Source organism: Streptomyces recifensis (assembly GCF_002154615.1).
In the GTDB taxonomy this organism is placed as follows: domain Bacteria; phylum Actinomycetota; class Actinomycetes; order Streptomycetales; family Streptomycetaceae; genus Streptomyces; species Streptomyces griseoluteus.
Map to the genome: position 1 here is coordinate 1 of NZ_MUNH01000507.1, position 15,081 is coordinate 15,081.

A 15,081-nucleotide genomic window follows, 5' to 3' on the forward strand; every position below is an offset into this window, starting at 1 on the left:
CGCCGACCCGCCCCTGCGGTCGGCGTCGCCGCGCAGGATGTCGGCCACCAGCGCCACCACCGACACGAACGCGCCGATCGCCGAGATCAGGACGCCCGCGACCGCCGCGTCCAGCCACCAGTACCGCAGGACCGCCGCGAGCGCGGCGAGCGCGGCACCGCACGCGCCGAGGCCGAGGCGCCGCCGCGCCCGCGCCGTGTGCCATCCGCCTCGCATATGACCGCTCCCCGCACCTGGGCCTCGCCCCGCTCTGCTCACGCCGGTCCCACTGCCGCCTGGTCCAGTGTGGTCGGAAAGATCCGTTTTAGCCGTAGACAGGGTGGTAAACGCACACTTTGAAACACGTTCGAGGGAGCGCGCGGGAGTGTTCGGGGGCGGACGGAGGCGCGGACACGCGCCAGGGGCGGTTCCGCCGACACGGAACCGCCCCTGGGAAGCGCCTCTTACTGCTTCTTGCCGAGCACCTCACCCACCCGCGCGCGCACCTCGTCCGTGGCCAGGCCGCGGATGGTGAGCGTGGTGCGGCGGCGCAGCACGTCGTCCGGGGTCTCGGCCCACTCGTGGTCGCGGGCCCAGACCACCTGCGCCCAGATCTCCGGCGCGTCGGGGTGGACCCGCTCGGCCAGCTCCGGGTGCTCGTTGGCCAGGCGGGCGATGTCGAAGGCCAGCGAGCCGTAGTGGGTGGCCAGGTGGCGGGCGGTGTCGGCGCCCATGCGCGGACCGGGCGCCGGACGGTCCACCAGCAGCCGGTGCTCGACCGCGCGCGGGTTGGCCACACCGGGCAGCGGCAGCCGCTTGGGCAGCTCCGACACCGGCTCGAAGTCGTCACCGAGCGGGCGGCCCGGCAACTGCTCCAGCTTCTTCAGCACGGTCCGTCCGATGTGCCGGAACGTGGTCCACTTGCCACCCGCCACCGAGAGCATTCCGCCCGGACCCTCGGTGACCACGGTCTCCCGCTTGGCCTTCGCGGTGTCACCGGGGCCGCCCGGCAGCACCCGCAGCCCGGCGAAGGAGTAGGTGATCAGATCCCGCTGGAGCTGCTGGTCCCGGACGGAGAACGCGGCCTCGTCCAGGATCTGGGATATGTCCGACTCGGTGACCGACACGTCCGCCGGGTCGCCCTCGTACACCTCGTCGGTGGTGCCGAGCAGCAGCATGTCCTCCCAGGGCAGGGCGAACGTGATGCGGTACTTGTCGATCGGGGTGGCCAGCGCCGCCTTCCAGGGGGCGGTGCGCTTCAGGACCAGGTGCGCGCCCTTGGACAGGCGGATCGAGGGGGCCGCGTGCGGGTCCTCCATCCGGCGCAGGTGGTCCACCCAGGGGCCGGTCGCGTTCAGCACCAGACGGGCGTCGACGCCGAACTCCTCGCCGGTGAGCCGGTCCTTCAGCTCGGCGCCGGTGACCCGGCCGCGCGTGGTGCGCAGCCCGGTGACCTCGGCGTGGTTCAGTACGACCGCGCCCGCGTCGACGGCCGCGCGGACCGTCATCAGCGCCATGCGGGCGTCGTTCATCTGGTCGTCGCCGTACACGGCCACGGCCTTCAGGTTGTCGGTGCGCAGCTCGGGCACGTCCTGCGCGGCCTTGGCCGGCGAGAGCAGGTGCCCCACGCCGTCGCCGAACGCGGAGAGCGCGGAGTAGGCGAACACGCCCGCGCCGAGCTTGGCCGCGCTGTGCGGGCCGCCCTTGTACACCGGGAGGTAGAAGGTGAGCGGGTTCGCCAGGTGGGGGGCCACCTGGCGGGAGACCGCGCGCCGTTCGAAGTGGTTCTCCGCGACCAGCTTCACCGCGCCGGTCTGGAGGTAACGGAGCCCGCCGTGGAGCAGCTTGGAGGAGGCGGAGGAGGTGGCTCCGGCGAAGTCGCCGGCGTCGACCAGCGCCACCCTGAGCCCGGACTGCGCGGCGTGCCAGGCGGTGGAGATGCCCAGGATGCCGCCGCCGATCACAAGGAGGTCGTACGACGCCCGCGCGAGCTGCTCCCGGGTCTCGGCGCGGCTCGGGTTGGAGCCGGAGGCCGGGTGCGTGCCCAGGGCAGGTACGGACTGCAGGGTGGTGGGACTGGTCATGTCGGGTACTTCACTCCTCGTCGGAGCCGGACCTGGCGGGTCAGCTCTCGTCCTCGAGCCAGCCCATGGACCGTTCGACGGCCTTGAGCCAGTTCTTGTACTCACGGTCGCGGGTCTCCGCGTCCATGCGGGGGGTCCATTCGGCGGCCCGGCGCCAGTTGGCGCGCAGCTCGTCCGTGCCGGACCAGAAGCCGACGGCGAGACCGGCGGCGTAGGCGGCACCGAGACAGGTGGTCTCGGCGACCATCGGGCGCACCACGGGGGCGTCGAGCACGTCCGCGAGCTGCTGCATCAGCAGGTTGTTCGCGGTCATGCCGCCGTCCACCTTGAGCGTGGTCAGCTCGACCCCGGAGTCCTTCGTCATGGCGTCCGCGATCTCCCGCGTCTGCCAGGCGGTGGCCTCCAGGACGGCGCGCGCGAGGTGCGCCTTGGTGACGTACCGGGTCAGGCCGGCGATCACACCGCGGGCGTCGGAGCGCCAGTGCGGGGCGAACAGGCCGGAGAAGGCCGGTACGAAGTAGGCGCCGCCGTTGTCCTCGACCGAGAGCGCGAGGGTCTCGATCTCGGCGGCGGTGGAGATGAGGCCCATCTGGTCGCGCATCCACTGCACCAGCGAGCCGGTGACGGCGATCGAGCCCTCCAGGGCGTACACGGTCGGCTTGTCGCCGATCTTGTAGCCGACGGTGGTGAGCAGGCCGGCGTAGGAGTTGATGATCTTCTCGCCGGTGTTCATCACCATGAAGGTGCCGGTGCCGTAGGTCGACTTGGTCTCGCCCTCGGAGAAGCAGGTCTGGCCGAACAGGGCCGCCTGCTGGTCGCCGAGCGCGGAGGCGACGGGGGTGCCGCCGAGCAGGTCGCCGAGGCTGCCGCCGGTGATCTCGCCGTAGACCTCTGCGGAGGAGCGGATCTCGGGGAGCATCTGCTCCGGCACCCCGATGGACTCGCAGATCTTCTTGTCCCACTCCATGGTGTGCAGGTTCATCAGCATGGTGCGCGAGGCGTTGGTGACGTCGGTGACGTGCCGGCCGCCGTCGACACCGCCGGTCAGGTTCCAGATGACCCAGCTGTCCATGGTCCCGAAGAGGATGTCGCCGGCCTCGGCGCGCTCCCGCAGGCCCTCCACGTTGTCCAGCAGCCAGCGGGCCTTGGGCCCGGCGAAGTAGGACGCCAGCGGCAGACCGGTCTCGCGGCGGAAGCGGTCCTGGCCGACGTTGCGGCCCAGCTCGCGGCAGAGGGCGTCGGTACGGGTGTCCTGCCAGACGATGGCGTTGTGGACGGGCTCACCGGTGTTCTTGTCCCACAGCACGGTCGTCTCGCGCTGGTTGGTGATGCCGATGGCCTTGATGTCGTCACGCGTGATGTTCGCCTTGGCGATGGCGGAGGCGACGACCTCCTGGACGTTCGTCCAGATCTCGTTCGCGTCGTGTTCGACCCAGCCGGGCTTGGGGAAGATCTGCTCGTGCTCCTTCTGATCGACGGAGACGATGCGGCCGTCCTTGTCGAAGACGATGCAGCGCGAGGAGGTCGTGCCCTGGTCGATCGCCGCGATGAAGGGGCCTGCGGTGTGGGCGTCGGTCACTTTGTGCTCCTGGGAGATCCGAGGTGAGGGTGGCGGTGTGTACGGCGCTTACTCGAATGATCGGTGCTTTTCGCGCAAATCGTTACTCATCAAGCAAAAGCGACGTTGTAGAGGCCCGCAGCGATCGCGCCGCCGATCAGTGGGCCGACGACCGGCACCCATGCGTAGCTCCAGTCCGAGCCACCCTTGTTGGGCAGCGGCAGCAGCGCGTGCACGATGCGCGGTCCCAGGTCGCGCGCCGGGTTGATCGCGTATCCCGTCGGACCGCCGAGCGACAGACCGATCGAGACGACCACCAGGGCCGTGATCAGCGCGCCCACCGGGCCCAGACCGTTGCCCTCGTTGTTCAGGCCCTGCGTGAGGACCGCCAGCACCAGCACGATCGTGCCGATGATCTCCGTCAGAAGGTTCTGCACCGCGTTCCGGATCTCCGGACCGGTGGAGAAGATGCCCAGTACCGGGCCCGCGGCCGCCTCCTCGGCCTCGACCGCCTTGACCGTGTCCTGCGCGCCGGGCCCGCCGACGATCTCCTGGTCGGTCAGGTGGGCGCGGAACTGGCCCAGGTACGCCACCCAGACCAGCGTCGCGCCGATCATCGCGCCCAGCAACTGGCCGCCCCAGTACGCGGGGAGCGTGCCGTAGTCGTGGTCCTTGATCGCCAGCGCGAGCGACACGGCCGGATTGAGATGCGCGCCGGAGAGGGGCGCCGAGGTGTAGACGGCCGTCAGAACGGCGAAACCCCACCCGAAGGCGATGGCGAGCCATCCGGCGCCGCGCGCCTTGGACGCCTTCAGTGTCACGGCGGCACACACACCGCCGCCGAGCAGGATGAGAACGGCGGTACCTATGGTCTCGCCGATGAAGATGTCGGAGCTGGACACCCGCGACTCCTTTGTCATTGGTCCAGGGAAACCCGGCCCTTGGCGCTGCCCCACCCTAACGCGTAATACCGATAGGTGTTCGACAATGCCGACCGATGGACGGGAGTCTCGCTTTCGTCGCGCGCACGCGTCAAGAGTTCCGGGGGCGAAAAAAAGCACAGAACGCCGGATCGTTACGGACGGGGGCACAGCAGACCGGCCCTCCGCGGAAGGCCGTGCTCAGAAGCGGGCGGCGCCCAGGTCGCGGGAGACCGCGCGGGCGCAGTCCCGCACCGCCGCGACCAGCTCCGGACGCGGCTCGCCGTCCCGGCACAGCCGCTCCACGGCGCCGGCGATCCCCACCGCGCCCACCGGCATCCGGCGCCGGTCGTGGATCGGCGCGGCGATCGACGCCACGCCCTCCCAGGTCTCCTCCAGGTCGGCCGCGTACCCGCGCGCCCGCGTGAGGTCCAGGACGTGCTCGAACTCCTCCGGCGCGCACACCGTGCGGTCGGTGAACGCCTTGCGGGAGGAGTCCAGCGCCTCGCTGTGGGCCACCGGGTCGTAGGCGGAGAGCACCTTGCCGAGCGCCGTGGAGTGCAGGGGCTGCATCGCCCCGATCTCCAGCACCTGGCGGCTGTCGTCCGGGCGGAAGACGTGGTGCACGATCAGCACGCCCTGCTGGTGCAGCACGCCCAGGTACACGCTCTCCCCGCTGGAGCGGGCCAGGTCGTCGGTCCACACCAGGGCCCGCGCCCGCAGCTCGTGCACGTCCAGGTAGGTGGTGCCCAGCCGCAGCAGCTCCGCGCCCAGCTGGTAGCGGCCGGAGGCCTCGTCCTGCTCCACGAAGCCCTCGTGCTGGAGGGTGCGCAGGATGCCGTGCGCGGTGCCCTTGGCCAGGCCCAGCGACGAGGCGATGTCGGAGAGGCCGAGCCGCCGCTCGCCGCCCGCGAGCAGGCGCAGCATCGCGGCCGCCCGTTCGAGCGACTGGATGTTCCGTGCCATCGACGTCCTGCCTCCGTCCGCATCGGCCACCGCCGAGCCATCCCTCACGCGTTCGGCAATGCCGAACATTACCGGTCGATGTCGATCTCCCGCCAATGAGCAGGGGTGGTGCCGGCACACCCGTCGGGTTCCGGCCACCGCACCCACCGGCCGGACTCCGCCATCGGCGTCCGTGTCGTGGACGCCTGTGCCCATCCAAGCCCACTGGCGGTTACTCTGGCGCCGTGCCCCACCCCGGCCCCGGCCGGAGCGGGCGCATAGCCGACAGCCGTCGCATCCAAGGGAGCCCCTTCATGGCCTCGTCGCCGACGTCCCCTTCCGCCGACAGCCGGACCCGTGCGTCCGCGCTCCGTCAGGCACTCGCCACCCGTGTGGTGGTCGCCGACGGAGCCATGGGCACCATGCTCCAGGCCCAGGAACCCACGCTCGACGACTTCCAGCAGCTCGAGGGCTGCAACGAGATCCTCAATCTCACCCGGCCCGACATCGTGCGCTCCGTGCACGAGGAGTACTTCGCGGTCGGCGTCGACTGCGTCGAGACCAACACCTTCGGCGCCAACCATTCGGCCCTCGGCGAGTACGACATCTCCGAGCGCGTCCACGAACTCTCCGAGTCCGGTGCCCGCGTCGCCCGCGAGGTCGCCGACGAGTTCACCGCCCGCGACGGCCGCCCCCGCTGGGTGCTGGGCTCCATGGGCCCCGGCACCAAGCTGCCCACCCTCGGCCACGCCCCGTACACCACCCTGCGCGACGCCTATCAGCAGAACGCCGAAGGACTGGTCACCGGCGGCGCCGACGCCCTGCTGATCGAGACCACCCAGGACCTCCTGCAGACCAAGGCCGCCGTCCTCGGCGCCCGGCGGGGTCTGGACGCCCTCGGCATCGACCTGCCGGTCATCGTCTCGGTGACGGTCGAGACCACCGGCACCATGCTGCTCGGCTCCGAGATCGGCGCCGCGCTCACCGCGCTGGAACCCCTCGGCATCGACATGATCGGCCTGAACTGCGCCACCGGCCCCGCCGAGATGAGCGAGCACCTGCGCCACCTCGCCCGCAACGCCCGCATCCCGCTGGCCTGCATGCCCAACGCCGGCCTCCCCGTCCTCGGCAAGGACGGCGCGCACTACCCGCTCACCGCCCCCGAGCTGGCCGACGCCCAGGAGACCTTCGTCCACGAGTACGGCCTCTCGCTGGTCGGCGGCTGCTGCGGCACCACACCCGAGCACCTGCGCCAGGTCGTCGAGCGGGTCCGTGACCTCAACCCCTCCGAACGGCAGCCGCGTCCCGAGGCGGGCGCCGCCTCGCTCTACCAGTCGGTGCCGTTCCGCCAGGACACCTCCTACCTCGCCATCGGCGAGCGCACCAATGCCAACGGGTCGAAGAAGTTCCGCGAGGCCATGCTGGAGGCCCGCTGGGACGACTGCGTGGAGCTGGCCCGCGAGCAGATCCGCGAGGGCGCGCACATGCTCGACCTCTGCGTGGACTACGTGGGCCGCGACGGCGTCACCGACATGGCCGAACTCGCCGGCCGCCTCGCCACCGCCTCCACCCTGCCGATCGTGCTCGACTCCACCGAGGTCGGCGTCATCCAGGCCGGCCTGGAGAAGCTCGGCGGCCGCGCGGTGATCAACTCGGTGAACTACGAGGACGGCGACGGCCCCGACTCCCGCTTCGCCAAGGTCACCCGGCTCGCCCGCGAGCACGGCGCCGCCCTGATCGCGCTCACCATCGACGAGGAGGGCCAGGCCCGCACCCCGGAGAAGAAGGTCGAGATCGCCGAACGGCTCATCGACGACCTCACCGGGAACTGGGGCATCCGCGAGGAGGACATCCTCATCGACACCCTGACCTTCACCATCTGCACCGGTCAGGAGGAGTCCCGCAAGGACGGCATCGCCACCATCGAGGCCATCCGCGAACTCAAGCGGCGCCACCCGGACGTCCAGACCACGCTCGGCCTCTCCAACATCTCCTTCGGCCTCAACCCGGCCGCGCGCATCCTGCTGAACTCCGTCTTCCTCGACGAATGCGTCAAGGCGGGTCTGGACTCGGCCATCGTGCACGCCTCCAAGATCCTGCCCATCGCCCGCTTCAGCGAGGAGGAGGTGCAGACCGCCCTCGACCTCATCCACGACCGGCGCGCCGAGGGCTACGACCCGCTGCAGAAGCTGATGGCGCTCTTCGAGGGCGCCACCGCGAAGTCGCTGCGCGCCGGCAAGGCCGAGGAACTGGCCGCGCTGCCCCTGGACGAGCGCCTCAAGCGCCGCATCGTCGACGGCGAGCGCAACGGCCTCGAAGCCGACCTGGACGAGGCCCTCCAGGACCGCCCCGCCCTCGACATCGTCAACGACACCCTCCTCGACGGCATGAAGACCGTCGGCGAACTCTTCGGCTCCGGCCAGATGCAGCTTCCCTTCGTGCTCCAGTCCGCCGAGGTCATGAAGACGGCCGTCGCGCACCTGGAACCGCACATGGAGAAGTCCGACGCCGAGGGCAAGGGCACGATCGTGCTGGCCACCGTGCGCGGCGACGTCCACGACATCGGCAAGAACCTCGTGGACATCATCCTGTCCAACAACGGCTACAACGTCGTCAACCTCGGCATCAAGCAGCCCGTCTCCGCGATCCTGGACGCCGCCGAGGAGCACCGCGCCGACGTCATCGGCATGTCCGGCCTCCTGGTCAAGTCCACGGTGATCATGAAGGAGAACCTGGAGGAGCTGAACCAGCGCGGCCTGGCCGCCGACTACCCGGTGATCCTGGGCGGCGCCGCCCTCACCCGCGCCTACGTCGAGCAGGACCTCCACGAGATCTACGAGGGCGAGGTCCGCTACGCCCGTGACGCCTTCGAGGGCCTGCGCCTGATGGACGCCCTCATCGGCGTCAAGCGCGGACTGCCCGGTGCGCGGCTCCCCGAGCTGAAGCAGCGCCGGGTCCGCGCCACCCCCGCAGCCGACCTCCCCGAGGAGACCCCGCAGGAGGGCCACGTCCGCTCCGACGTGCGCACCGACAACCCGGTGCCCACCCCGCCGTTCTGGGGCACCCGCGTGGTCAAGGGCATCCAGCTCAAGGAGTACGCGTCCTGGCTGGACGAGGGTGCCCTCTTCAAGGGCCAGTGGGGGCTCAAGCAGGCCCGCACCGGCGACGGCCCCTCCTACGAGGAGCTGGCCGAGACCGAGGGCCGCCCCCGGCTGCGCGGCCTGCTCGACCGGCTCCAGACGGAGAACCTGCTGGAGGCCGCCGTCGTCCACGGCTACTTCCCCTGCGTCTCCAAGGACGACGACCTGATCATCCTCGACGAGGACGGCAACGAACGCACCCGCTTCACCTTCCCCCGCCAGCGCCGGGGCCGCCGGCTCTGTCTCGCGGACTACTTCCGCCCGGAGGAGTCCGGTGAGCGGGACGTGGTCGGCCTCCAGGTCGTCACCGTCGGCTCCCGCATCGGCGAGGAGACCGCCAAGCTCTTCGAGGCCGACGCCTACCGCGACTACCTCGAACTGCACGGCCTCTCCGTCCAGTTGGCCGAGGCGCTGGCCGAGTACTGGCACGCCCGCGTCCGCGCCGAACTCGGTTTCGCCGGGGAGGACCCCGCGGACATCGAGGACATGTTCGCCCTGAAGTACCGGGGCGCCCGCTTCTCCCTCGGCTACGGCGCCTGCCCCAACCTGGAGGACCGCGCCAAGATCGCCGACCTGCTCCGGCCCGAGCGGATCGGCGTCCACCTCTCCGAGGAGTTCCAGCTGCACCCCGAGCAGTCCACCGACGCCATCGTCATCCACCACCCCGAGGCGAAGTACTTCAACGCCCGCTGACCGCGCCGACCGGGCCGGTCGGCGGACACGCGCGCACAACAGGCGCTTCGGGCGCGATCGACGTATGCTGGTCGGTCCACCGCAGGCCGGTTCCCTCTCCGGGAGCCGGCCTGATCGTCCCTCAAGGAGGTGCGCCCGGATGACCAGCACGGTCCCCGCGCTCGGAATTCGTACGGCCGAAGGGTCAGCCCTGCAAGCGGTCCTCCTCGACATGGACGGCACCCTGGTGGACACCGAGGGATTCTGGTGGGACGTCGAGGTCGAGGTCTTCGCCGCCCTCGGGCACACCCTCGACGAGTCCTGGCGGCACGTCGTCGTCGGCGGCCCCATGACCCGCAGTGCCGGCTTCCTCATCGAGGCCACCGGCGCCGCCATCACCCTCGCCGAACTCTCCGTCCTGCTCAACGACGGCTTCGAGGCCCGCATCGGCAGCCACCTCCCGCTGATGCCCGGCGCCGCCCGGCTGCTCGCCGAGCTCCACGAGCACGACATCCCGACCGCCCTGGTCTCCGCCTCCCACCGGCGCATCATCGACCGCGTGCTGACCGCGCTCGGCCCGCACCACTTCTCCCTCTCCATCGGCGGCGACGAGGTCTCCCGCACCAAGCCCCACCCCGACCCCTACCTGCTGGCCGCCGCCGGACTCGGCGCCGACCCGGCCCGGTGCGCCGTCATCGAGGACACCGCCACCGGGGTCGCCGCCGCCGAGGCCGCCGGTTGCCACGTGGTCGCCGTGCCCTCCATCGCCCCCATCGTCCCGGCCGAACGGCGCACCGTCGTCCCCTCGCTGGAACAGGTCGACCTGTCTTTTCTGCGCGGTCTGATGACGCTCACGCACTAGGCGTTCACCCAGCGTGCGAAAACAATGCTGACCAGGGGCGCAATTCCCCGAAGTTGCGCCCCGGCGGAAATTGCGCGCCCGTCGAACCGGCTGAATTCCGGTATCCCGGACCGCAGTTGACACTGTGACGTTCGCCACTCCGGCCGGTCTCGACAACCTCCCCCCGCGTGTGCAGGAAACGCGGTCGAACGCCCCGCCCGCAGGCCCATGTGTCCCGATTGATGGACCGTTGTACGAATCCTGTCGCTGTCGGTTTTTCGGTGCGTCCACACCCGGTTTCACTGCGTGATGAGCCCTCAACTCCAGGGACCGCGAACCGCCCTGCGGGCGCGGACTAATGTCGACGCGACAACATCGCAGCAACCCCCGTGACCCGCCGCGCCCATCCGAAGCTAGCCGGTTCACGGAATCGAACAGCTCTGGAGAACGTCCCGCATGAACCGCAAGACTCTGGTGCTGCCGGCAGTGGCCGGCCTGCTCACGCCGGTTCTCGCCGCGTGCGGCGGAACCGACAGTGGGGCCAAGAACGGCGACCCCATCGTCGTCGGCACCACGGACCGGTTCACGGCCACGAGCGACGCCCCCGCGCCCCTCGACCCCGCCTACGCCTACGACGTCGGCACCTGGAACATCCTGCGTCAGACCGTGCAGACCCTGATGATCCAGCCCAAGGGCGAGGGCAGCCCCGTCCCGGAGGCCGCCGAGAGCTGCAGCTTCACCGACACCGGCAACGAGCGCTACGCCTGCAAGCTCCGCAGCGGCCTCAAGTTCGCCTCCGGCGACCCGGTCACCGCCGCCGATGTGAAGTTCTCCATCGACCGCGCCCTCAAGCTCCAGGCCGACAGCGGTGTCGCCGCCCTGCTGAACACCGTCGACACCGTCGAGACCCAGGGCGACCGCGAGGTCATCTTCCACCTGAAGACGGCCGACGCCACCTTCCCGTTCAAGCTGTCCACCCCGGTCGCGGGCATCGTGAACCCCAAGGACTACGCCAAGGGCAAGCTGCGCGACGGCTTCGAGGTCGACGGCTCCGGCCCGTACACCTTCAAGGCGCAGGTCAAGGGCGACGCCATGGTCAGCGCCACGTTCACCAAGAACCCCTCGTACAAGGGCAGTTCCGAGCTGAACAACGACAAGGTGGAGATCCGCTCCTTCGACGACGCCGACGCGATGGGCGCCGCCCTGGACCGCGGCGACATCGACGTCATGAGCCGCACCATGTCGCCGGGCCAGATCCAGAAGCTCGACGGCGGTTCCGACACGCACGCCGACCTCGTCGACATGCCGGGTCTCGAGATCCGCTACCTCGCCTTCAACACCAACGCGCAGACGGTCAAGGACAAGGCCGTCCGCCAGGCCATCGCCCAGGTCGTCAACCGCGGCGAACTGGTCTCCAAGGTCTACGGCACCCAGGCCGAGCCGCTGTACTCCCTGGTGCCCGCCACCCTGACCGGCCACTCCAACTCGTTCTTCAACAAGTACGGCGACCCGAGCGTCGCCAAGGCCAAGCTGCTGCTCGCCAAGGCCGGCGTCACCGCCCCGCTCAAGCTGACGCTGCACTACACCACCGACCACTACGGCTCCGCCACCAAGCAGGAGTTCGAGGTCCTCCAGAAGCAGCTCAACGACAGCGGCCTCTTCGACGTCACCATCCAGGGCCACCCCTGGGCCACCTTCCGCCCCGCGGAGCAGAAGGGCCAGTACGACGTCTACGGCATGGGCTGGTTCCCCGACTTCCCCGACGCCGACAACTTCCTGGCGCCGTTCCTCGACAAGGACAACTTCCTCGGCTCGCCCTACGCCAACAGCACCATCGAGCGGACGCTGATCCCCGAGTCCCGCCGCGAGGCCGACCGCCTCGACGCCGCCAAGAGCCTCACCGAGATCCAGGACACCGTTGCCGAGGACGTCCCCGTGCTGCCGCTGTGGCAGGGCAAGCAGTACGTCGCCGCGCGGGACGACATCACGGGCACCTCGTACGCCCTGAACTCCTCGTCGACGCTTCAGCTGTGGGAGCTCGGCCGTGGTGTGAGCGGCTGACGTCTCCCGTACCCGGAGCCGCGACGGCGGCTCCGGGCCACGAACCGACGACAAGGCACTGCTGTGAAGATGAGCACCCAGTGGCCGGTCCTGCCCGTGGTGGCGGGGCTGGCCTGCGGCCTGTTGACCGGCTGCGGCTCCGGGACCGACGACGCCAAGGGCACCGGTCAGGCCATGGTGATGGGGATGTCCGACGACGTCCTGGCGACCGACCCGGCATCGGGCTACGACCCCGGCTCCTGGCTGCTGTTCAACAACGTCTTCCAGTCGCTGCTCAGCTTCCCCAACGGCGGCACCCAGCCCGAGCCCGAACTCGCCAAGTCCTGCGTCTTCGGTGACACCCGGGCCACCCTCTACACGTGCGAACTCAAGCCCGGCCTGAAGTTCAGCAACGGCGACTCCCTCACCTCCGAAGACGTCAAGTTCTCCTTCGACCGCCTGCTGAAGATCAACGACCCCGCCGGTCCGGCTGTCATGTTCCCGACGCTGGAGCGGGTCGAGACACCCGACGCCAAGACAGTCGTCTTCCACCTCAACGCCCCCGACGCGACCTTCCCCAGCAAGATCGCCTCCGGCGCCGGCTCCATCGTCGACCACCGCCAGTACGACGCCGCCGCCCTGCGCACCGACGACAAGGCCGTCGGCTCCGGCCCCTACAAGCTCGACTCCTTCGACAAGGGCCGGGCCGTCTTCTCGGTCAACTCCCACTACCGGGGCACCGCCGACATCAAGAACTCCGGCGTCACCCTCAAGTTCTTCCACGGCGACCAGAAGGCCCTGAAGAAGGCCCTCCTCGGCGGCGACATCGACATCGCCTACCGCGGCCTGAGCGCCACCGACATCACCGACATCGACGCCCAGGAAGGCACCAAAGGCATCGACGTCATCGAGGGCAGCAGCGCCGAGGTCCAGCACCTCGTCTTCAACATGAAGGACCCCTTCGCCGGAAAGCTCGGCGTACGCAAGGCAATCGCCCACCTGCTCGACCGCGACGCCCTCATCCACAACGTCTACCAGGGCACCGCCACCCCGCTGTACTCGATCATCCCGGCCGGCATCATCGGCCACAACACCGCTTTCTTCGACACCTACGGAGCCCGCCCCTCCAGGGCCAAGGCCGCCCAGGCCCTGCGCGCCGACGGCATCACCGGCAAGGTCCGGCTGACCCTGTGGTCCACCCCGGCCCGCTACGGCCCCGCCACCGACGCCGAACTGCGCGCCGTCGCCGAACAGCTCAACGCCAGCGGCCTCTTCGAAGCCGACGTCAAGTCCGTCCCCTTCGGCCAGTACGAGAAGGACATCGCCGCCGGCAAGTACGGCGTCTACGTCAAGGGCTGGGTGCCCGACTACCCGGACGCCGACAACTTCACCGCCCCCTTCTTCGGCAAGGGCAACGTGCTGTCCAACCACTACGACAACCGCCGCCTCACCGGCACCCTGCTCCCGGCCACCGCCGCCCAGAGCGACCGCGCCGCCACCGACAGGGACTTCGCGCAGGTCCAGGACATCGTCGCCGACGAACTGCCCATCCTGCCCGTCTGGCAGGCCAAGCAGTACGCCGTCGTCCGGGACGGCGTCTACGGCCTCGAGTACTGCCTCGACGCCTCCACCGTCTTCCGCTTCTGGGACCTCAGCAAGAGCTGACCCCCGCCAGGGAACACCGAGGGCGCCCCCCCCACAGGAAGGGCGCCCTCGAAGGCGTCTCTACTGCGCGCCCGGACGCACCAGACCGCTCTCGTACGCGTACACCGCCGCCTGCACCCGGTCCCTCAGGCCCAGCTTCGTCAGCACATGCCCCACATGGGTCTTCACCGTCGTCTCGCTCACGAACAGATCCGCCGCGATCTCCGCGTTCGACAGCCCCCGCGCCACCAGCTTCAGCACCTCCACCTCACGGTCCGTCAGCGTGTGCAGCGTGCTCGGCGCCGGCTCCTCACCCGACGGCAGATGCGTCGCGTACTTGTCCAGCAGCCGCCGCGTGATGCTCGGCGCCAGCATCGCCTCGCCCGCCGCCACCACCCGGATCGCCTGCACCAGCTCGTCCGCCGGAGCGTCCTTCAGCAGGAACCCGCTCGCCCCCGCCCGGAGCGCCTCCACCACGTATTCGTCCAGATCGAACGTCGTCAGCACCAGCACCTTCGCCGGACCGTCCCGCTCCGGACCCGTGATCTGCCGGGTCGCCTCCACCCCGTCCATCCGGGGCATCCGGATGTCCATCAGCACCACATCCGGCTGCAGCGCACGCACCTGATCGAGCGCCTGCAGACCGTCACCGGCCTCACCGACGACCGCCAGATCCGGCTCCGCCTCCAGAATCATCCGGAACCCGGTACGCAACAGCGGCTGGTCATCGACCAAAAGGACGCGGATGGCCACCTGAGAACTCCTTCGCTAGACCGGCCCCATTCTGCCCGCGCCCTACGCGCCCGACTCCGCCGCCCTCACAGCGAGCGGATACGGCGGGGGAGTCCCCCCGAACTCCGGACACACCGCCTGGTGGTCGCACCAGCCGCACAGCTTCGTCGGCCGCGGCCGCCACACCCCCGACTCCGTCGCCTCCCGGATCGCCGCCCACAACGCCAGCAGCTTCCGCTCCACCCGCTCCAGATCCGCCGGCACCGGGTCGTACGTCAGCACATCACCACTGCCGAGATACACCAGCTGCAGCCGCCGCGGCACCACCCGCTTCAGCCGCCACACCACCAGCGCGTAGAACTTCATCTGGAACAGCGCGTCCTCCGCGTACTCCGGGCGCGGCGCCTTCCCCGTCTTGTAGTCGACGATGCGCACCTCACCCGTCGGCGCCACATCCACCCGGTCGATGATCCCGCGCAGCCGCAGCCCCGAATCCAGCTCCGTCTCCACGAACATCTCCCGCTCG

11 protein-coding genes are annotated in these 15,081 nt (G+C 70.0%); 4 read left to right on the plus strand and 7 right to left on the minus strand.

Going from position 1 to position 15,081, the window contains the following annotated elements; genetic code table 11:
• The 5 genes from CCN33_RS24285 to CCN33_RS24305 form a co-directional block, all read right to left on the minus strand.
• Positions 1-216, minus strand: a 216-nt coding sequence (locus tag CCN33_RS24285) for a hypothetical protein (RefSeq protein WP_140394649.1), incomplete at its 3' end; no start/stop codon positions are given.
• Between the two features lie 227 nt (positions 217-443).
• Positions 444-2,063 (minus strand): glycerol-3-phosphate dehydrogenase/oxidase, encoded by a 1,620-nt coding sequence (locus tag CCN33_RS24290; RefSeq protein ID WP_086695623.1) that lies wholly within the window; start codon positions 2,061-2,063, stop codon positions 444-446.
• A 40-nt stretch (positions 2,064-2,103) separates the two neighbouring features.
• A complete protein-coding gene (gene glpK / locus CCN33_RS24295) occupies positions 2,104-3,642 on the minus strand; it encodes a glycerol kinase GlpK (RefSeq protein ID WP_086695624.1) in 1,539 nt (512 codons plus the stop codon).
• 89 nt (positions 3,643-3,731) lie between these two features.
• Complete coding sequence (locus tag CCN33_RS24300) at positions 3,732-4,523, minus strand: MIP/aquaporin family protein (RefSeq protein WP_086695625.1); 792 nt, start codon at positions 4,521-4,523, stop codon at positions 3,732-3,734.
• Between the two features lie 219 nt (positions 4,524-4,742).
• Complete coding sequence (locus tag CCN33_RS24305; RefSeq protein ID WP_030812673.1) at positions 4,743-5,507, minus strand: IclR family transcriptional regulator; 765 nt, start codon at positions 5,505-5,507, stop codon at positions 4,743-4,745.
• A gap of 293 nt (positions 5,508-5,800) precedes the next feature.
• Here CCN33_RS24305 and metH point away from each other — a divergent pair, with 293 nt between their 5' ends.
• From metH to CCN33_RS24325, 4 genes are all read left to right on the plus strand, one after another.
• The gene (gene metH, locus CCN33_RS24310) at positions 5,801-9,319 is read left to right on the plus strand and encodes a methionine synthase (RefSeq protein ID WP_086695626.1); all 3,519 of its coding nucleotides are present in this window, start codon (positions 5,801-5,803) and stop codon (positions 9,317-9,319) included.
• A gap of 139 nt (positions 9,320-9,458) precedes the next feature.
• Positions 9,459-10,160 (plus strand): HAD family hydrolase, encoded by a 702-nt coding sequence (locus CCN33_RS24315; RefSeq protein WP_086695627.1) that lies wholly within the window; start codon positions 9,459-9,461, stop codon positions 10,158-10,160.
• A gap of 435 nt (positions 10,161-10,595) precedes the next feature.
• A complete protein-coding gene (locus tag CCN33_RS24320) occupies positions 10,596-12,200 on the plus strand; it encodes an ABC transporter substrate-binding protein (RefSeq protein ID WP_086695628.1) in 1,605 nt (534 codons plus the stop codon).
• Between the two features lie 69 nt (positions 12,201-12,269).
• A complete protein-coding gene (locus CCN33_RS24325) occupies positions 12,270-13,844 on the plus strand; it encodes an ABC transporter substrate-binding protein (RefSeq protein ID WP_425275866.1) in 1,575 nt (524 codons plus the stop codon).
• A 60-nt stretch (positions 13,845-13,904) separates the two neighbouring features.
• On the opposite strand, the gene CCN33_RS24330 is transcribed toward CCN33_RS24325, so the two are convergent.
• Positions 13,905-14,576 carry a response regulator gene (locus CCN33_RS24330; RefSeq protein WP_030812688.1) on the minus strand — a complete coding sequence of 224 codons (672 nt, stop codon included), beginning with the start codon at positions 14,574-14,576 and terminating at the stop codon, positions 13,905-13,907.
• 42 nt (positions 14,577-14,618) lie between these two features.
• Positions 14,619-15,081 (minus strand): RecB family exonuclease (locus CCN33_RS24335; protein ID WP_208621871.1); only part of this gene is annotated, 463 nt, incomplete at its 5' end.

Bases quoted from the DNA above. Each gene is read 5' to 3' on its own strand.
- CCN33_RS24290 (WP_086695623.1), bottom strand. From the start codon at position 2,063: ATGACCAGTCCCACCACCCTGCAGTCCGTACCTGCCCTGGGCACGCAC.
- CCN33_RS24305 (WP_030812673.1), bottom strand. From the start codon at position 5,507: ATGGCACGGAACATCCAGTCGCTCGAACGGGCGGCCGCGATGCTGCGC.
- metH (WP_086695626.1), top strand. From the start codon at position 5,801: ATGGCCTCGTCGCCGACGTCCCCTTCCGCCGACAGCCGGACCCGTGCG.
- CCN33_RS24315 (WP_086695627.1), top strand. From the start codon at position 9,459: ATGACCAGCACGGTCCCCGCGCTCGGAATTCGTACGGCCGAAGGGTCA.
- CCN33_RS24320 (WP_086695628.1), top strand. From the start codon at position 10,596: ATGAACCGCAAGACTCTGGTGCTGCCGGCAGTGGCCGGCCTGCTCACG.
- CCN33_RS24325 (WP_425275866.1), top strand. From the start codon at position 12,270: ATGAGCACCCAGTGGCCGGTCCTGCCCGTGGTGGCGGGGCTGGCCTGC.